Here is a 17,068-nt window from a genome sequence, read left to right as displayed (position 1 = left end):
TAGCCCGATCCTCAGGGGCAGTCGCTGCATAATGTGTGCGGGTGTTTGTGAGGCAGCGATAGCATTTGTGTGTGGGAGAGCATGAGTGAGTGGAGCCGAGAGGGTTATGGTTATGGGTCCCGGGTCTTCGCTTTGCTGCGCCCGGGATGACACCGGGGGAGGTTGCGGATGAGAACTCTGCGCACTCTGGCAGATAACCGGGTGTGTGTTTGGCGAAGGTCAAGTGAGGGGTGGGGTGACGGGTGTATGAGTGGGACCTGCAGATTGTAGTGGTGAGGTGCCGGGAAGGGTGCTTTCCGGGCGATTAGAGAGGTGTTTTCGTTGAAAGTTTCGTATCTGGCTCTCAGCCTTTTGGGTGGGGCGATGTTGTTTGCCGGTGGTGCGCAGGCGCAAGGCAAAATCACCAATCATCAGGCCGAGGGAAACCTGCAGGTGACCCATGATGTGGGCTGTATTGCGCGGGAAGACGCCAAGACGAGTTACACTCCGGCTGACCTTTATGCGTCGATCTTTGCTTGCATTGAGAAGGAGCAGTATGGCTCTGCTGTTGATCTTTATGTGATGGCGTTTGCGCGTGGCACCTTTGATATGCAGCGGGTGAAAGACAAGAGCGCGTATCAGGCGCTTTCTGTGCTGCGGATGGTGACGTTTCAAAGGATGGACGAGGCGCAGCGTATTGCGTTTGGTGCAGCGCTGGAAAATTACAGCAAGGATGGCATTGCCGAGGCCTGTGACTTTCTGCAGGGACAGGATGCGCCGGATTACTACCCGAAATACATGATTGCGCATGGTATGGGCGCCTTCACGAACAAGGATGATGACGGGCTGGTCACGCCGTTTGATGGCGCTGCTGCATGGCAACTGACCCTGACAAAAGCCGGCATTTGCGCTGGTAAATAAGCGCTGGGCTTTGGTGCCAACTGCGGATTGTGTTTGATTTTTCCTCCTCTTGCGCGCGCTTGAGGAGGATGGATGCGTTTGATATTAGCCAGAGCTGGTTTGTGGGTGGCATTCTTGCTCTGGTGATAATAGTGATGCAAAAACAATGTATTAAGACGATCGTTCTGGCTTTTACTGCTATGCTGGCAGCTTATAATGCGCAGGCTGAGGGCAGTCGCACCTCTCGTGAGTGCAAGGATCTGTCGAAAATTACGCCGGATGTTGAGCTGCCGGTGATTGCGACTGCAGTTTCTGAGTGTGCCAGTCACAGAGATCCTACGCGCAAACTTTCAATCTTTCTGAGTGGGCTGATCAAGGTGCAGTTTGATGCGCGTCGCGTTGAAGGCACGTCGGTTCGCTCTGCGACCATGTTCTATCAAATGCTCACTTTCCTTAAAATGACTGAGGCTGAGAAAGAGCAGTTCAAGCGTGATGGGAAAGAGTTTGCTGAAGAGGCGCGCATACTGACATGCGATGAGATGGGTCGTCAGGGATCGCCAACTTATCATCCGTGGTGGTTTGTGAAAGTTGCGCAAGAGAAATCGCAGCATGAGCGAGCTGGCAAGATTAAAGAGATTGATGCCGCTGCTGAGTGGGATGCGGTGCTGACGAAGTTCTGTTCCAGTAAATAAGCGCTGGCCTGCGGAGGGTGGTGGCTCCGCAGGCCAGCAGGGTGCTTCCCGCGAGGATGCGGGGTGTAGGTGCGTTCTCGCTTCCGGCACCGGAGCGGATGGCAGTGTTGCCAAATGCTCTTACACAGTGCGCCAGCACATGCTCCACGTAGGCAGGTTCCCTTGCTTTGTGGAGCGCTGGGCGGGCTTATTCAGGAAGCGGAATTTTGGTGTTTATCGGCTGCGGATGAGCGACCCGCTCTCCTGCGTATTCCCGAAAAGTCCTAGCGGTTTTCGAATTAGAAGACGCATTAGATAAAGTTCCGCAGCGTTTTTGGAGCGCTTCCAGTCGGTCGTGGAAGGCATGGTGCAGAGTGAACAAAGCATCGCGTTCGCTGCTGTGCTGCAGTCTCTCAGTTAGCAGTAAGTGCTGCATATAGCTGAGATTTTGCAGGTCAGAGACAACGACGAGGACTTCGTCTATTTCATTTTGGAACGTATTTGTGGTGCCACAGGCACATGCGGAGTCGGTCATTCTCAATCCCTTTGTCTTTACAGGGTTGAACAACCGCGCGACAGCAAGACTTTCTAGGGCCCACTGGCGAGCGGGAGGCTAGAAACCTGTAAGACAGACAGGCGAGTTTATTCCCCTCCGAAGAAGGTATTGTATTCACCGCCCTCCCGCTCATAGCAAAGGGTTTGCACGCTACCTATAAAGCAGGCACAAAAAATCCGCCAGTTAACGGGAGCGGTTACCGCTGTCTTAGAGGAGGTTTCTAGGCCTCATGTATGAATGTGGAATGAAAACCTGAGGTTGTCAAACTGGCAGTTTTGACGAGGGTGTGGATGGTGGGGGATGTGATGCGTTTGCGCTGCACCCGAGAGCCTGTGCTACACCCCACAAAGCCCGCGACCTTCACCCCATCCAACCTCCCCACCACCGTCATCCAGCACTCGATGCGGGACCCAGCTGGGCGGAGGCTAACGGTGTGTGCAGATGGCTCTAGATCCCGGCTCGGGGGCCGGGATGACGAGTTTAGCATGAATAAGTGTTTTCTCTTACGTTACTTGGTGTGTAATTTCGTAAAATATCGAGAAAACTTGCAGGTGAGGAAGTGGCATCTGACAGAAGATTACGCTGCTCTAGAGCGCGATACAATGCTGCTGAATAAGCTTGACAGTTGATTGATTTTTGAGGGTTAAACTCTATGTCAGTAAAGGCATCGTAGTATTTAATCTCATCTGCAAGTGATGGATTTTTCGTGAGGGCGTTAATGTATAACCAGTCATAGAAAGCTGTGAGAGGTTCTAAGTCCCAATTAATCCCGAAGAAGCGAAATCCCGTTAGTCGGCCACTACTTCGGAGACGTTGGTCTTTCTTAGCAGTTCTTGCGTCAGCATTGTAAAGGTCTTGGTATGGGCCGCCTTTTTCGAAAATCTTACTTCCTTGGAAGGCTGACTCCACGCACATCTCTACATTATATTTTTTGGTTGTGAACTTTAGGTTGAATGCGCTTAACAGCTCTCCAAGGCGTTCATCTGATTTGCTCGATATATCAAGAATTTTTTTTGTGTTTAGTCTTTGCGTTGCTGATGCATGCAGAGACTCTAAGGATTTTTTCTTTTGTGATTTTGCAAATCCAGGAAACCAGTGAAACTCGACAAAAACAGTTTTGACGAGAATGTCTTTTGCCAACACGGGTAAAAAAACTGGTCGATTAGCCATTAGCTTGTCTTACCTGCTTATTGCGAACAAATTCTCTTTTTGAGAATAGCGCAGATGCAACCTTTGGACTTATTTTTTTAAACACTGGCGGATATTTTACTCTAGTGCTGTTGCGGTCAAAATACATACCAGTGATGTAATCTGGACTTATAGTTTCAAAAACCAATACCTCAGCTTGTACGTCTGTTGTATCTTTTTTGAATAGTGTTTGATTTTTCCTAAGATCATTATCTTCAAATAATGCAGCAAATGAGTCAGCACACTTTAATGAGCTAGGGTGAATGCAACTCATTGCAGCATTTGCCGCATTTGTGGGATAAAATGAGCAATCTAGTTCCCATAATAATCTTACATCCAATGTTACAACAGCCCAGTCAACTAATCGGTCTCTTACTCGACACTTGTAAAACATTTTATAGTTTGGCAGGCTCACCGACAATGAGATTGCGTTAGGATGACCATCGAACCTTTCGTTATCATTTTGTGTAATTGGTATATTTGCACTCGCTGCTGCTTCAACGGATAAGATGCCATTTTGCGAAATGGAATGTAGGTTTTGTGCTGGAGTGAAATGTACGAGCCGTCGGATGTTTCTTTCGGCTACAATCTGTTGAATTTGGATTGCGCTCATTATGCTTCCATTCAAAAAAATGCATTCGACATGAATTTAGTTTTAAATTTATTAGTTGCAACCTATGAGTTTAAAGGAATAGAAATCACTTCTCCTTTTTGTGCCGAACCACCGTCACCTTGCACTTAATGTGAGATCCCGCATCGCGCTTTGCTTGTGCGAGATGACGGTCGGGTGTTGAGCTGAGTTTGGGATGGAACTGGTGAGGTTGGCGGACTGAATAGTTTGCTTGTTGGGGTGGCTTAGCTGGAGACTAAGTTTCTCAGGACGTAGTGCAGGATGCTGCCGGTTTTGATGCATTAGAGTCCGTTCTCGATATCGAAGCGGCACCCTCCGCCGTCTTCCCGCACTTGATGCGGGATCCAGTGTGGTGGTGGCTAAGGTCTGTGTAGGTAGCTCTGGATCCCGGCTCGGGGGCCGGGATGTCGGTGTGGTGGAGGCTGAGGTCTGGGCACGTGGCTCTGGGTCCCGCATCGCGCTGCGCTTGTGCGGGATGACATCAGAGGGGGGGCTTGTGCGGGATGACGTCGGAGGGGATTGTTTGTGTGGGATGACATCGGTGGAAGTGGTGGTCTCAGAAGGTGGGGTCGCCAATGAAAAACGGGCCTTGGAGGGCCCGTTTTTGTGTTTGTGGTGTGTCTGCCAGTCTTAGCCGGAGACGAGGTTCCTCAGCACATAGTGGAGGATGCCGCCGGCTTTGATGTATTCCAGTTCGTCTTCGGTATCGATGCGGCAGAGGGCTTCTATGGTTTTCTTTGAGCCGTCTGCGAACTCGACCTGAATGTCGACCATCTGGCGGGGTTTGAGGTCTGCTACGCCGAGGATGGTTACACGCTCAGTGCCATCGATGCCGTGGGACTGCCAGCTCTCGCCCTCTTTAAACGTGAAGGGCAGGACGCCCATGCCGACGAGGTTGGAGCGGTGGATGCGCTCGAAGGATTGAGCGATGACCGCACGCACGCCGAGCAGTTTGGTGCCTTTTGCTGCCCAGTCGCGGGAGGAGCCGGTGCCGTATTCCTTGCCAGCAAACACCACAAGCGGGGTGCCAGCTGCTTTGTATTCCATGCAGGCGTCGTAGATCCAGCGCTGCTTGCCATCCTTGGTGGTGTAGCCACCTTCCACGCCCGGTACCATCTGGTTTTTGATGCGGATGTTGCCGAAGGTGCCGCGCATCATGACTTCGTGGTTGCCACGGCGGGAGCCGTAGGAGTTGAAGTCTTTTGGCGAGATCTGATGGGATTCAAGGTATTGGCCCGCCGGGCTGTCTGTCTTGATCGCCCCAGCTGGGGAGATGTGGTCGGTGGTGATGGAATCCAGGAACAGGCCCATGACTGCCGCGCCCTCAATATCCGTGAGGGGTGCTGGCTCCATGGTCATGCCTTCAAAGTAAGGCGGGTTCTGCACGTAGGTGGATGCTGGCGGCCAGCCGTAAGTCATGCCGCCTTCCACCTTGATGTTCTGCCAGTGCTCGTCGCCCTTGAACACATCGCCGTAGCGCTCTTCAAACATCTCTTCCGTGATGGAGGAGCGGATGAGGTCGGTGATCTCTTCCGTGGTTGGCCACAGGTCCTTCAGGTAGACCGGATTGCCGTCCTGATCCTTGCCGAGCGGGTCTTTGGCCACGTTGATGTTGAGCGAGCCTGCGATGGCATAAGCGACAACCAGTGGCGGAGAGGCCAGATAGTTGGCGCGTACATCCGGATTGACGCGGCCCTCAAAATTGCGGTTGCCGGACAGCACGGAGCACGCCACGAGGTCGTTGTCGTTGACAGACTTGGAGATTTCCGGTGGCAGTGGGCCTGAGTTACCAATACAGGTGGTGCAGCCGTAGCCGGTGAGGTTGAAGCCGAGGGCGTCGAGGTCTTCCTGAACGCCAGCTTTCTCAAGATAATCCGTCACCACCTGAGAGCCGGGCGCCAGTGAGGTTTTCACCCATGGCTTGACCTTGAGGCCTTTGGCGCGGGCTTTGCGGGCCACCAGACCAGCGCCGATGAGAACGGACGGATTTGAGGTGTTGGTGCAGCTTGTGATCGCGGCGATGACGACGTCGCCATTGCCAAGGTCATGGTCGCGGCCTTCCACCGGTGCGCGTTTGAACTCTTCACCTGCCTTCTTGAATTCCTCCGCCATGGTTTTGGCAAAGCCTTCTGAGGCGTCAGCGAGGGAGATACGATCCTGCGGGCGCTTTGGTCCGGCGATGGATGGCACAACGGTGGAGATGTCCAGCTCCAGCGTGTCGGTGAAGGTTGGCTCCGCGTGGGTGTCACGGTACATGCCCTGCACCTTGGCGTATTCCTCCACCAGCGCGATGCGGTGGGCGTCGCGACCTGTGGACTTGAGATATTTGAGGGTGTCGCTGTCCACCGGGAAGAAGCCACAGGTGGCGCCGTATTCCGGTGCCATGTTGGCAATGGTGGCGGCGTCTTCCAGCGAGAGGTTGTCGAGGCCGGGGCCGTAGAACTCTACAAACTTGCCGACAACGCCCTTCTTACGCAGCATTTCAACCACGGTGAGCACGAGGTCGGTCGCGGTGATGCCTTCTGCCATTTCTCCAGTGAGTTTGAAGCCGACGACTTCCGGGATCAGCATGGAGATCGGCTGGCCGAGCATGGCGGCTTCGGCCTCAATGCCGCCCACGCCCCAGCCGAGGACTGCAAGGCCGTTGACCATGGTGGTGTGGGAATCTGTGCCGACGAGGGTGTCCGGGTAAGCGACGGTTTCGCCGTCTTCTTCCTTCGTCCAGACGGTCTGGGCGAGGTATTCAAGGTTGACCTGGTGGCAGATGCCGGTGCCTGGAGGAACAGCGCGGAAGTTATCAAACGCAGACTGACCCCAGCGCAGGAACTCATAGCGCTCGTTGTTGCGCTCATACTCGCGTTCCACATTGAGCGCGAAAGCTGAAGTGGTGCCGAAGTAATCCACCATCACGGAGTGGTCGATGACGAGATCAACAGGAACCAGCGGGTTCACCTTTTTCGGGTCACCGCCGAGGTTGACGGCAGCATCGCGCATGGCGGCAAGGTCAACAACGGCTGGCACGCCGGTGAAGTCCTGCATGAGCACGCGGGCAGGGCGATAGGCGATTTCGTGTGTGGAGGTGCGGGTGGTGAGCCACTCAGCAACGGCCTTGATGTCGTCCGCTGTAACAGAGCGGCCATCTTCAAAACGCAGCAGGTTCTCCAGAACCACCTTTAGCGAGAATGGCAGTTTGGAAACGCCAGTCAGGCCGTTCTTTTCTGCTTCAGGAATGGAAAAGTAAGTGTAAGACTTGCCGCCGACTTGCAGCGTTTGTTTGGCATTAAAACTGTTTAGAGATTGTGTCATTCGGCGATCTCCTTATTTCGTTTCCCGCCGTGAACAGGAAACGGAGCTTTGAGCTGACGAACCTCTCCGATATCTCCCGGAGTTTAGTGGCTCGCCGTCATGGCGTTGGCTTGATCATTTAACAAATGCATTAAAAGCGCTTCTTGAAATTCAATCAGCTTATAGTTGTCGTCCCTATAGCGTCTTTCTGACGCAGGTTCCAGCTGAACCGCAGCGGAAGGCTAATAATTTACCTAGGGTGAGATTAGGCCGGAATGAGGCGCCCGATCAAGCGGGTTTGGGTTTGTATGAATCGCATTATATACAGCGGTATACAATGTGTCTAGCCTACGATTTGGTCCTTTGTGGCTTTAAAGGCTCGGAAGGGGATTATCGGTAAAGTGCTTCTGGTTCACCTATGAATAATCGCCGGAAGTGGCGAAAAAGTGCGCGGAGAATAGCTGAAAACAACAAAAAGGCGTTTCCCATGAAATCTGCAGTTTTGGTTGGTGCTTGTTGTCTGGTGTTGGGCGGATATGTCGTCAGCGCCCTGGCCCAGGAGAATGGAGAGGCTTATTCAAACACTGAGGTTTTGCTGGATAAGAGCGAGACTACGATTACAAAGCAGCCTTTGTTCTATCCGACTGGTCGGCAGGCTCAGGTGACGTCCCTCATCATTACGCTGGCACCGGGAGAGGCTGTTAAAGAGCACATGCATCCCATTCCTCTTTACGGATATATACTTGATGGTGAGCTGACGATCACCTATGAGAAAGAGGCTCCTCTGACCTTTAAAAAGGGGGAGGCGTTTATTGAGGCCGTCAATACCTGGCACTACGGTAAGAATACCGGAACAGAGCCAACGCGAATTCTAGCTGTGTTTATGGGAGCGAAGGATTTGCCGAATGTAATACGGCCTCCTGAATAAAGTGGTTTGCGCAAAGACGGGATCATGCAAACTGCTTTAATTCTTTGTTGGAGCGTATCTTATCCGGAAATCGGATCCACTTTCGGGATACGCCGTCAGTTTGGTAAGCAGTGTGAGCTGCTGTGGTGGTTTCGGGCGCGATGAACCAATTGAAGTTAGTCTGTCAGGGTGTTGCATGTGATCGCGGTGGCCGCAGAGTTTTGAACCATGTCGACTTTGAAGTTGGTTCAAGCGAAGCTCTGATTGTCCAGGGTCCCAATGGTGTCGGGAAATCCAGTCTGTTACGCGTGATTGCAGGGTTGGTTGCGAAAGCGAATGGCACGATTGAGCTGGAAGGTGGCATGGCTGAGCGCTCTGTTGCCGAGCACTCGCACTACTTTGGCCATCTTGATGCATTGAAGCCGCTGCAATCCGTCCTTGAAAACCTAAGTTTCTGGCGGGATTTCTTTGAGCCTGCTGCTTTTGGTGGTGGCAAAGTGCGTGAGAGCATGAGCGAGCTGGAGGCGCTGGATACTCTTGGTATTGCGCATACTGCCAGTTTGCCAGCAGGGTACCTGAGTGCCGGACAGCGCCGACGCCTTTCAGTGGCGCGCTTGCTGGTGGTGCCGCGTCCAATCTGGTTGCTTGATGAGCCGACATCCGCGCTTGATAAAGCCTCTGAAGAAGTGTTGCTGGGGTTGATTGCCGATCACATCCACGCTGGTGGCCTTGTGATTGCTGCAACGCACCTGCCGCTCAACCTGCCAAACACCAAGTTCCTCAATCTGTCGCCTGTGACGACCGAGAGTGAGCATATGTTTGCCGGAGCGGATCTGGACGATTATTTCGACGAAGACGAGCAGGACGAGGGCTGATCATGAGTTGGATGAAGAGTCTTTTTGTCCGTGAATACCAACTGGCGAACCGCGTTGGTGGTGGTGCGCTGATCGGTGTTCTGTTCTTTCTGGCTGTGGTGACGATCTTTCCGTTCGGTGTTGGACCGGACATGATCCTGCTGTCTCGCATTGGCGCTGCGATCCTTTGGATTGGCGCATTGCTGTCGACTTTGCTGGGATTGGATCGCCTGTTTCAGGCTGATCGCGAGGATGGAAGTCTCGAACTTCTGGTGATGTCCGGGCGTTCGCTTGAGCTGGTTGTGTTGATTAAATGTGCTGCCCATTGGGCGGCGACGGGTCTGCCGCTGGTGTTGGCGACGCCGGTTTTGTCTCTGTTTGTGGGTCTGGATTTCCAGAGCATCGTTCTGGTGACCCTGACCTTGCTTGTTGGCGCTCCCGCATTGACGCTTGTTGGTGCGGTTGGTGCTGGCGTTACCGTGTCCATGCGGCGGGGTGGGGTGTTGCTCTCCATTCTGGTTATTCCGCTGGCAATTCCAATCCTGATCTTTGGTGTGAGTGCCGCGACAGCGGGAGCGATCGACTCCAATAACTTCCTCGTTCCGTTCCTGTTTTTGTGTGCCCTGACACTTTTTGGTCTTGTTGTTGGACCTCTTGCAGCAGCTGCAGCGCTTCGCGTTTCTGGTGACTGATGACGGCAGCCGTGAGGCTGCTGAAATTGCCAGAAGCGTTAAGTCTATGTAAAATCGTCTAAAATGGGTGAAATCCCGAAGAAGTGAAGCGTCAAATTGCGCGTAATCAATGACTGTGATGGGTCCGTGACACTATGTACACATTGATGCTTCGTCATTCTCAGTTTAGAACGGCTCTATGACCTTATACGATCTTGCAAACCCAACCCGGTTCCTGAAGCTTGTGAAAGCTGTGCTTCCCTGGCTTATCGTTGCGACGGTCGCTGCGCTTGCAGTTGGCTTGTACTTCGCGTTTTTTGTTGCGCCTGAAGATTATCAGCAAGGCCAGACAGTGCGCATTATGTTTGTGCATGTCCCTGCTGCCCAGCTTGCATTGATGTGTTATGCAATGATGGCACTTTCTTCGGTTGGTTCTCTGGTCTGGAAGCATCCGCTGGCTGATGTTTCGGCTAAGGCGTCTGCACCTATTGGTGCTGCATTCACATTCCTGGCTCTGTTTTCCGGCGCTGTCTGGGGCAAGCCAATGTGGGGCACCTTTTGGGTCTGGGACGCAAGATTGACCTCCTTCCTTGTGCTGCTGATTATGTATCTTGGCATTATCGCGCTGTGGAAGGCGATTGAAGATCCTATCAAGGCTGCAAAAGTGAATGCGATTATCACGCTGGTTGGCGTGATCAATGTCATCATCATCAAGTTTTCCGTTGAGTGGTGGAACACACTGCACCAGCCGCCGAGCATTATTCGTGCTGACGGCCCTGCCATTCACTCTTCCATTCTTATCCCGCTTGGTTTGATGGCTTTGGCTTTTGTGCTTTTGTTTGTGACTTTGCATCTGATGAGCATGCGTAACGAGATTATGCGCCGTCGGATCAGAGCAATGCGGATGCGTGCAGCATCTGTTGCTCCGGCTGCGTCCAGCAGCACGGTCACGAAAGCAACTCCTGCTGGTGCGAGGTAAGGACAATGGATTTTTCAGAGTTTGGTCGTCACGCTGAATATGTGATTGCTGCTTATGCGATGGCTGCACTTGTTATTGCTGTGCTGATTGTCTGGGTGCGCTCAGACAAAACCCAGCTGGACAAAGAGATGCAGGCGTTGGAAGCAAGCGGCATTCGCCGTCGTTCCACACGCCGTGCTGGTCCTTCTGTCAGCCAGGTGGTCTCTGCAGGTTCTGATGAAAAGAGTGAGAGCTAACAGGAATGGCTAGTGAAATGGACGAGGAAAAGAAATCAGGCATTTCTCCGCTGTTTCTTCTTCCGCTGATTGTTTTTGGTGCTCTTGCGGTTCTGATGGGTTTCATGATGCTGTCAGGCCATGACTCCAAAGAACTTCCATCTGCCTTGATTAATAAGCCGGCACCTGAGTTTTCGCTTCCTCCTGTTAAGGGGCTGGAGCGTGATGGGCAGCAGGTTCCCGGGTTCCAACGCAGTGATCTGCTTGGTCAGGTGACTGTGGTGAACATCTTTGCATCCTGGTGTGCGCCTTGTCGTGCAGAACACAAATACTTGATGGATCTTGCCAAGGATGATCGTTTTGAGATTGCTGGCCTGAACTACAAGGACACTGACGTTAAGGCGAACCGGTTCCTTGCTGAGCTGGGCAATCCTTATGATCGCGTTGGTTTTGACACTGGCCGGGCTGGCATTGAATGGGGCGTTTACGGGGTTCCTGAGACGTTTATCGTCGATGAGAAGGCTCAGATCCGCTATAAGTTTATCGGACCTTTGAGTGCCGCCAGTTATCGTGATGTCTTCTTACCAGAACTTGAAAAAGTGCTGACTGAGTCCAAATAGAAGCAGTGCCCCTGATGCCTTCGGTTTTCAGGGGCTCACTGTGATGTGATTCTACAGTTATCTGGTTATTGTTTAGGTTAGCGCTGCATCAGCGATGACTTGAACAATTGCGAAGGGCCGAAATGCGGTGGTTTTCTGTAAATAGATTGACGGGTGTTATTCTCGCAGCGGGAATTGGTTTTGCGACCTCTCTCTCAGCTCAGGCGGAAACACCAAAGGCTGTGGTTGAGCTGTTTACCAGCCAGGGCTGCTCGTCATGTCCACCTGCGGACCAGTTTCTGGAGGAGCTTGTCTCAGACCAGAAGGATGTGGTCACCCTCTCTTACCACGTAGATTATTGGGATTACTTCGGTTGGAAGGACACTTTGGGTTCGCCTGTGTTCACTCAGCGCCAGAAGGATTATGCCAAGAGCCGTGGTGATGCGCAGATCTATACGCCTCAGGTTGTTGTGAATGGCCGTGGGCATATGGTCGGCAGTGATCGTGGTTCTGTGAAGAATGCGATCCGCAAATCTTCTGGCATGAGCGTTCAGGTTGAGGCGATGCTTGATGACAACGCGCTTGAAGTTCAGCTCTCTGGTTCCTTGAAACAGCCAGATAAGAAGGCTGACGTTTATCTTCTTGGAATTGACAAGGAAGCAGTTGTAGAGATTCAGCGCGGTGAAAACGCTGGTACAACGCAGACTTATAAGAACGTGGTGCGCAGCATCATGCCGATTGGCATGTGGTCTGGTACCGCTGAAGTGTTCCGTTTGCCACGGACCGCTTTGAAGATGTTCGATTCCAAGAACTGGGCTGTTTTGGTTCAGACAAACTCCGGTGAGATGCCAGGCGAAATCATTGGTGCAGCTTTTTACGACAAGTAGAATTGGCTGATAAATTGCGAGTGATTTTCATTTGCAAACATTGAGTGCAAATAAGCATGAAAACTGGCTGTTTGACCCTGTTCCATTGTTTAATATGCCACTGAAACCTGATAGAGGACGATAACTTTCTAAGCAGTCGTCGAGTTTGAATTAGGGTGGATGTGGCACATGGACCAGAGCATGCGCTTTGCGCTGGGCAGCATCGTCATTGGCATACTGGTATTTACTCTTAAATACTTTGCCTTTGCGTTGACTGGCTCCATTGCGTTTTATTCTGACGCTCTTGAAACCTCCATCAATATTGCCAGTGCTTCTGCTGCTGCCGGTGCTTTGTATCTGGCGCGCAAACCTGCTGATCAGAACCATCCCTATGGGCACTACAAGGCAGAGTATTTTGCTGCTGTTCTTGAGGGTGTTCTGATTGTTCTGGCGGCAATCCTGATCCTGCGCAAAGCCTATATGGGTTTGACTGAGCCGTATGAGCTTGAGGTCAATTTTCAGGGTATCGCACTGAACTTCCTGTCTTCCGTTATCAACTTGTTCTGGGCAATGGCCTTGATGCGCATTGGTAGAGCACATCGCTCACCTGCGCTGCAGGCAGATGCCCGGCATATCATGACGGATGTCTATACATCTCTCGGTGTGTTTGTTGGTATCGCTGCTGTGTGGGCAACAGGCTGGCAGATGTTTGATCCGATCCTCGCGGGGATTGTTGCGGTTAACATCATGTGGTCCGGTTGGAAGCTGGTGCGTGAATCTGTTGGTGGCCTGATGGATGAGGCGGCTCCTGAAGAAGAGCAGGAGGAAATCCGGGCGTTGATCTCCAAGTTTGGAGATGGTGCGCTGGAGGCTCATGATTTGCGGACCCGCCATGCTGGACATGTGACGTTTGTTGATTTTCATCTGGTGGTGCCGGGTGAGATGAGCGTTCTGGATGCCCATGCGATTTGTGATCGTATTGAGGAAGGCATCGCAGAAAAGATGCCGGGCGCACGTGTGACCATCCATGTTGAGCCGGAAAATCACGCCAAGCATTCAGGAATTGTGGTTTTATAGGTACTTAGAGAGCTTGAAACCTGGACTGCGTAGTTCTACGGTGTTTCCGTTGTTGCTGCGTTCTGTTGGTCTGGCTGCCTTTTGCCTTCTCTCTGGAACGATCCTTTAAAGCAGTTTGCCCGGAAACGGGGCCACTCCTACTGCTTTCAGTATTGTTGATTGCGTCTTTGTCTTCGAAAACCATGCTTCGTGGTGGGGGACTGCGCTTCGTTTCTGAGATGAATATGCCCCGCAAACATTTCTTTGATCACCTTATTCTGCTTATCGGCGTGTTTTTGATCGTCGGGCCGGTGATCGTGATCGCTTTCTCTTCAACGCACTCTGGCGCTACACTTGGTCAGGATGGCCTCCAGTTTCTGCCGGGGCCATATGGGGTGGAGGTGTATAGCCGGGCGCTGTTTGAAGGGCGTGGGTTTACTGGCGGTGTCACTGGCATAACCATGGCGTTGAACTCGCTCTATCTGGCTGCCGGGTTTGCACTGGCAAAAGTGGCTGTTTCTCTGTTGGCGGCGTATGCGTTGGTGTTTTTTCGGGTGCGCTTTGGGACGTTCTTTTTCTGGGTGATCCTTTGCAGTTTGTTGCTGCCTTTGGAGTCCCGGTTTTTGCCGACATATGCTGTGACCAGCAAGCTTGGGCTCGTAAACTCCTATCCGGGCTTGATGTTGCCGCTGTTGGCTTCTGCGGTTGGGACATTCTTCTTCCGCCAGTTTTTTTTGGGAGTGCCGACTGAGCTTTCTGAAGCTGCGCGGATTGATGGGGCAGGGCCGATCAAGTTTTTGAAAGACGTTCTGGTGCCTGCATCTGCGCCGATGATTGCAGCGCTCGGCCTGTTGATGTTTGTGCAGGGATGGAACCAGTATCTGTGGCCTGTGATGGTTTCCAGTGAGGAGACCAGAATGACATTGGTGCAGGGACTTAGCTTGGTTGGGCGCACAAGCCCGCAAGGTTTGGCGCTTGCTGTGCTGGCCATGTTGCCGCCGATCCTGCTTGTAGTGTTCTGTCAGAAAGCTTTTGTGAAAGGGCTGACTGACGGGCGTCAGTGATCACTGAGAAATCTCAAAGAGACCATAATTTCTGTCTTCTTTGAGACAGCGCCGCCTTGCGACCTTGCTACTTCTGTGTGGGTTACAGGTATCTTTAGAGCTTTGCTCCAGATGCATCTCACGGAAGAAGGTCTCGGAATGATAATGCGTGGTTTCAAAGCACTTGCTGTTGTTGCTTCAATCGGTTTTGTCGGGTTGGTCTCTCAAAGCCCTGCTTATGCATGGGGTGAGTTGAGCTGCTCAGATCTGAATGCGACTATTTCAGACATCGATGATATTTCCGATGAAGTCTTCTTCGAAGGTGGTGTACGTGCTGGCTCAAGTGCTGATGGCGTTCTGGGTCACCTGATTGATGTGGGTCGCTTGCTGAGCGAGCTGGAGGGTGATGGTAAACTGGACCGCGCGGTTGACCGGCTGGAAGATGCATGGATCGATGAGGACTGGAGCGGCTACTCCTTTGCTCTGGATGCTATCGCAGATCGTCTGGACTACTTTTACTATCGCGACTGCTGAGCAAGTGCCTCAGCTTTCGAGCGATGCGACCAAGTCCGGCCATGTGCCGGGCTTTTTTGTGATCCGCCTCCTGATATCAAGATGCGGCGCTGAAGTAGTCTTCTCGCAGCAGCGCGGTGCCGTCTGATTGCAGAACCCAGAGTTCTTTAGAGATGTTGCCGTGGGCTTTGTTCATCTTCCAGTCGGAAGAAAGGATTGCGGAGCTTTCGCCTGATGCGACGATTTTGGGGTTGATGTACTCGATTTTTGAGAAGCCTTCCCGAATGAGCATTTGCCAGAACTCGAGAATTTCGGCTCGTCCGTGATAGGTGCCAAAGGGTTTGGCCTCCATAACAGCGTTTGCCTCATAGCAGTTGGCACAAGCTTGAGCATCACCCGCATTGAACGCGTTCTGCCACTTCTGGCTGGCCTCTTTAACTGCTGCTTCCAACTCACTGTTCATCATTGGACTCCAAAGCTCGGGCGCTTGCGCCTCTTTGTTTGGACGTAGGATGAAGAGCGAATCTTGATTAGAAATGGACGTATATGGCATTCCTGAAAGTACCACCTATGAAAGGTGAAGTCCGTCTTTCAAATGTGGTAGGCGGATTTGAACCGACTAGTAAGCTGGGGTATCAACATTCCTAAGCTTTTGGGTTGCTTTGATTTTGTAGTATTTAGCGTTTGAACACAGAGCTATCTATTGAGAGAAAATGATAGGCTGGCAAATGCTGCCATAGAAAAAGCCCGGCGGTGGTTGCCGGGCTTTGTAATTTCATCTTTTAGTTCTGGGAGAGTGTTTTGATCCTCCCAGAATTGGCGCAAGCTTAGAGGCGCTGGGAGCCGGTTCCGAATTCTGGATAGGCTTCTACACCAATCTCGGCTTTGTCGAGGCCCATGGCTTCATCTTCTTCTGTGACACGCAGGCCGACCACCAACTGGATTGCGTACCAGACAATGGTGGAGGCCACGAAGGTGAAGATGCCGACGGCTGCAACACCGATGAACTGAGTGACGTAAGATGCGTCAGAGTTGGACAACGGCACGATGAGCGTTCCCCAGATGCCAGCCAACAAGTGAACCGGGATTGCACCCACCACATCATCGATCTTCAACTTGTCGAGCATTGGCACTGCAAAGACGACAATTGCGCCACCAACGCCACCAATGATGACGGACTGGAGTACGCTCGGAGCCAGTGGTTCAGCGGTAATGGAAACAAGACCAGCCAATGCACCGTTCAGAGCCATTGTAACATCGACCTTCTTGTAGAGGGCCTGTGTCAGGGCAATTGCGGAGACTACGCCGCCCGCAGCAGCCATGTTGGTGTTTGCGAAGATGCGGGAGATGTCTGTGACGTCACCAATGGTGCCCATTGCGAGCTGGGAAGCGCCGTTGAAGCCGAACCAGCCGAGCCACAGAATGAAGGTGCCCAGAGTTGCCAGTGGCATAGAGGAACCCGGCATGACATAGACCTGACCGTTTTTGCCGTACTTGCCTTTACGCGCGCCGAGGATGATTGCGCCGGAAAGAGCTGCCCAGCCACCAACGGAGTGGACGAGAGTGGAACCAGCAAAGTCAGCAAAACCCATTTCTGAGAGCCAGCCAGCGCCCCACTGCCAGGAGCCAGTGATTGGGTAAAGAACGCCTGTGAGGATGACAACGAAGATCAGGAAAGCCCAGAGCTTGATGCGCTCTGCCATGGTGCCCGACACGATGGAGGCTGTGGTTGCACAGAAGACCATCTGGAAGAACCAATCGGACGCTGTCGAGTAGCCTGCGTCGAGTGCATCGCCGCCGACAGGGTCAAAGGAGTATGGGCCAAAGGAACCCATGAAGCCGCCGTCAACGCCGGTGTACATGAGGTTGTAACCGGTGATCCAGAACATCAGACCAGCGATGGAGTAGAGGGCGATGTTCTTGAGGCACTGCATGGAAACGTTCTTGGTGCGAACGAGGCCAGCTTCCAGCATGGCGAAGCCAGCAGCCATCCACATCACCAGAAATCCGCCAATCAGGAAGAGCAGGGTGTTGAAGATGTAGGCGGTGTCGACAGCCAGAGCGTATTTTTCTTCTGCCATGACTGGACCTGCGGAAAGTGCCAGGAGTGAGCCTGCGGCAACAAGGGTGGAGGCGCGTTTCATATTCTCTGTCC

At 52.5% G+C, this 17,068-nt stretch carries 18 protein-coding genes; 12 read left to right on the top strand and 6 right to left on the bottom strand.

Annotated elements, in window-relative coordinates; translation table 11 throughout:
* Positions 1 to 321 precede the first annotated feature (321 nt).
* Positions 322 to 900, top strand: coding sequence for a hypothetical protein (locus PsAD13_RS01280; RefSeq protein ID WP_208986366.1), 579 nt, complete (start codon positions 322 to 324; stop codon positions 898 to 900).
* A 68-nt stretch (positions 901 to 968) separates the two neighbouring features.
* A complete protein-coding gene (locus PsAD13_RS01275; protein ID WP_063317077.1) occupies positions 969 to 1,571 on the top strand; it encodes a hypothetical protein in 603 nt (200 codons plus the stop codon).
* Between the two features lie 187 nt (positions 1,572 to 1,758).
* Here PsAD13_RS01275 and PsAD13_RS01270 read toward each other — a convergent pair whose 3' ends face one another.
* From PsAD13_RS01270 to acnA, 4 genes are all read right to left on the bottom strand, one after another.
* Entirely contained in the window at positions 1,759 to 2,085 is a 327-nt protein-coding gene (locus tag PsAD13_RS01270) for a hypothetical protein (RefSeq protein WP_063317076.1), read from the bottom strand.
* Positions 2,086 to 2,586: 501 nt separating this feature from the next.
* Positions 2,587 to 3,276: a hypothetical protein gene (locus tag PsAD13_RS01265; RefSeq protein ID WP_063317075.1), complete on the bottom strand. Its 690-nt coding sequence runs from the start codon at positions 3,274 to 3,276 to the stop codon at positions 2,587 to 2,589.
* Entirely contained in the window at positions 3,269 to 3,907 is a 639-nt protein-coding gene (locus PsAD13_RS01260; protein ID WP_063317074.1) for a DarT ssDNA thymidine ADP-ribosyltransferase family protein, read from the bottom strand. The genes PsAD13_RS01265 and PsAD13_RS01260 overlap by 8 nt, the downstream gene beginning before the upstream one ends.
* 648 nt (positions 3,908 to 4,555) lie before the next feature.
* Positions 4,556 to 7,231, bottom strand: a complete 2,676-nt coding sequence (gene acnA, locus PsAD13_RS01255; protein WP_063317073.1) for an aconitate hydratase AcnA — start codon at positions 7,229 to 7,231, stop codon at positions 4,556 to 4,558.
* 466 nt (positions 7,232 to 7,697) lie between these two features.
* Here acnA and PsAD13_RS01250 point away from each other — a divergent pair, with 466 nt between their 5' ends.
* The 10 genes from PsAD13_RS01250 (at position 7,698) to PsAD13_RS01200 (ending at position 14,934) form a co-directional block, all read left to right on the top strand.
* On the top strand, positions 7,698 to 8,138 hold the full coding sequence (locus PsAD13_RS01250; RefSeq protein WP_063305964.1) for a cupin domain-containing protein: 441 nt from the start codon (positions 7,698 to 7,700) through the stop codon (positions 8,136 to 8,138).
* Between the two features lie 140 nt (positions 8,139 to 8,278).
* Positions 8,279 to 8,992: a heme ABC exporter ATP-binding protein CcmA gene (ccmA, locus tag PsAD13_RS01245; protein WP_084404609.1), complete on the top strand. Its 714-nt coding sequence runs from the start codon at positions 8,279 to 8,281 to the stop codon at positions 8,990 to 8,992.
* An 11-nt stretch (positions 8,993 to 9,003) separates the two neighbouring features.
* Positions 9,004 to 9,663, top strand: a complete 660-nt coding sequence (gene ccmB / locus PsAD13_RS01240; protein ID WP_181951980.1) for a heme exporter protein CcmB — start codon at positions 9,004 to 9,006, stop codon at positions 9,661 to 9,663.
* A 178-nt stretch (positions 9,664 to 9,841) separates the two neighbouring features.
* Positions 9,842 to 10,621 carry a heme ABC transporter permease gene (locus PsAD13_RS01235; RefSeq protein ID WP_063317072.1) on the top strand — a complete coding sequence of 260 codons (780 nt, stop codon included), beginning with the start codon at positions 9,842 to 9,844 and terminating at the stop codon, positions 10,619 to 10,621.
* 5 nt (positions 10,622 to 10,626) lie between these two features.
* Entirely contained in the window at positions 10,627 to 10,857 is a 231-nt protein-coding gene (gene ccmD, locus PsAD13_RS01230) for a heme exporter protein CcmD (protein ID WP_057464679.1), read from the top strand.
* Positions 10,858 to 10,862: 5 nt separating this feature from the next.
* Complete coding sequence (locus tag PsAD13_RS01225) at positions 10,863 to 11,456, top strand: DsbE family thiol:disulfide interchange protein (RefSeq protein ID WP_063291271.1); 594 nt, start codon at positions 10,863 to 10,865, stop codon at positions 11,454 to 11,456.
* Between the two features lie 122 nt (positions 11,457 to 11,578).
* Positions 11,579 to 12,322 (top strand): DUF1223 domain-containing protein, encoded by a 744-nt coding sequence (locus tag PsAD13_RS01220; RefSeq protein ID WP_057464681.1) that lies wholly within the window; start codon positions 11,579 to 11,581, stop codon positions 12,320 to 12,322.
* Between the two features lie 168 nt (positions 12,323 to 12,490).
* Positions 12,491 to 13,378, top strand: coding sequence for a cation diffusion facilitator family transporter (locus PsAD13_RS01215; protein ID WP_057464725.1), 888 nt, complete (start codon positions 12,491 to 12,493; stop codon positions 13,376 to 13,378).
* Positions 13,379 to 13,602: 224 nt separating this feature from the next.
* The gene (locus PsAD13_RS01205; RefSeq protein ID WP_063291308.1) at positions 13,603 to 14,421 is read left to right on the top strand and encodes an ABC transporter permease subunit; all 819 of its coding nucleotides are present in this window, start codon (positions 13,603 to 13,605) and stop codon (positions 14,419 to 14,421) included.
* A 138-nt stretch (positions 14,422 to 14,559) separates the two neighbouring features.
* A complete protein-coding gene (locus PsAD13_RS01200) occupies positions 14,560 to 14,934 on the top strand; it encodes a hypothetical protein (RefSeq protein ID WP_208986365.1) in 375 nt (124 codons plus the stop codon).
* A gap of 76 nt (positions 14,935 to 15,010) precedes the next feature.
* Here PsAD13_RS01200 and PsAD13_RS01195 read toward each other — a convergent pair whose 3' ends face one another.
* Both PsAD13_RS01195 and PsAD13_RS01190 read right to left on the bottom strand, forming a co-directional pair.
* Positions 15,011 to 15,376 (bottom strand): nuclear transport factor 2 family protein, encoded by a 366-nt coding sequence (locus tag PsAD13_RS01195; RefSeq protein WP_057464727.1) that lies wholly within the window; start codon positions 15,374 to 15,376, stop codon positions 15,011 to 15,013.
* Positions 15,377 to 15,740: 364 nt separating this feature from the next.
* Positions 15,741 to 17,057, bottom strand: coding sequence for an ammonium transporter (locus PsAD13_RS01190; protein WP_063317070.1), 1,317 nt, complete (start codon positions 17,055 to 17,057; stop codon positions 15,741 to 15,743).
* Between the last annotated feature and the right edge of the window lie 11 nt (positions 17,058 to 17,068).

This window comes from Pseudovibrio sp. Ad13 (assembly GCF_001623225.1).
Classification (GTDB): Bacteria; Pseudomonadota; Alphaproteobacteria; order Rhizobiales; family Stappiaceae; genus Pseudovibrio.
The sequence above is the reverse complement of the archived record's forward strand: the minus strand, read 5'-3'. Positions and strand labels throughout refer to the sequence as shown.

Bases quoted from the DNA above. Each gene is read 5' to 3' on its own strand.
- PsAD13_RS01265 (WP_063317075.1), bottom strand. From the start codon at position 3,276: ATGGCTAATCGACCAGTTTTTTTACCCGTGTTGGCAAAAGACATTCTC.
- ccmB (WP_181951980.1), top strand. From the start codon at position 9,004: ATGAAGAGTCTTTTTGTCCGTGAATACCAACTGGCGAACCGCGTTGGT.
- acnA (WP_063317073.1), bottom strand. From the start codon at position 7,231: ATGACACAATCTCTAAACAGTTTTAATGCCAAACAAACGCTGCAAGTC.
- PsAD13_RS01200 (WP_208986365.1), top strand. From the start codon at position 14,560: ATGATAATGCGTGGTTTCAAAGCACTTGCTGTTGTTGCTTCAATCGGT.
- PsAD13_RS01235 (WP_063317072.1), top strand. From the start codon at position 9,842: ATGACCTTATACGATCTTGCAAACCCAACCCGGTTCCTGAAGCTTGTG.
- PsAD13_RS01190 (WP_063317070.1), bottom strand. From the start codon at position 17,057: ATGAAACGCGCCTCCACCCTTGTTGCCGCAGGCTCACTCCTGGCACTT.
- PsAD13_RS01260 (WP_063317074.1), bottom strand. From the start codon at position 3,907: ATGAGCGCAATCCAAATTCAACAGATTGTAGCCGAAAGAAACATCCGA.
- PsAD13_RS01195 (WP_057464727.1), bottom strand. From the start codon at position 15,376: ATGAACAGTGAGTTGGAAGCAGCAGTTAAAGAGGCCAGCCAGAAGTGG.
- ccmA (WP_084404609.1), top strand. From the start codon at position 8,279: ATGAACCAATTGAAGTTAGTCTGTCAGGGTGTTGCATGTGATCGCGGT.
- ccmD (WP_057464679.1), top strand. From the start codon at position 10,627: ATGGATTTTTCAGAGTTTGGTCGTCACGCTGAATATGTGATTGCTGCT.
- PsAD13_RS01275 (WP_063317077.1), top strand. From the start codon at position 969: ATGGATGCGTTTGATATTAGCCAGAGCTGGTTTGTGGGTGGCATTCTT.
- PsAD13_RS01225 (WP_063291271.1), top strand. From the start codon at position 10,863: ATGGCTAGTGAAATGGACGAGGAAAAGAAATCAGGCATTTCTCCGCTG.
- PsAD13_RS01205 (WP_063291308.1), top strand. From the start codon at position 13,603: ATGCCCCGCAAACATTTCTTTGATCACCTTATTCTGCTTATCGGCGTG.
- PsAD13_RS01250 (WP_063305964.1), top strand. From the start codon at position 7,698: ATGAAATCTGCAGTTTTGGTTGGTGCTTGTTGTCTGGTGTTGGGCGGA.
- PsAD13_RS01215 (WP_057464725.1), top strand. From the start codon at position 12,491: ATGGACCAGAGCATGCGCTTTGCGCTGGGCAGCATCGTCATTGGCATA.
- PsAD13_RS01220 (WP_057464681.1), top strand. From the start codon at position 11,579: ATGCGGTGGTTTTCTGTAAATAGATTGACGGGTGTTATTCTCGCAGCG.
- PsAD13_RS01270 (WP_063317076.1), bottom strand. From the start codon at position 2,085: ATGACCGACTCCGCATGTGCCTGTGGCACCACAAATACGTTCCAAAAT.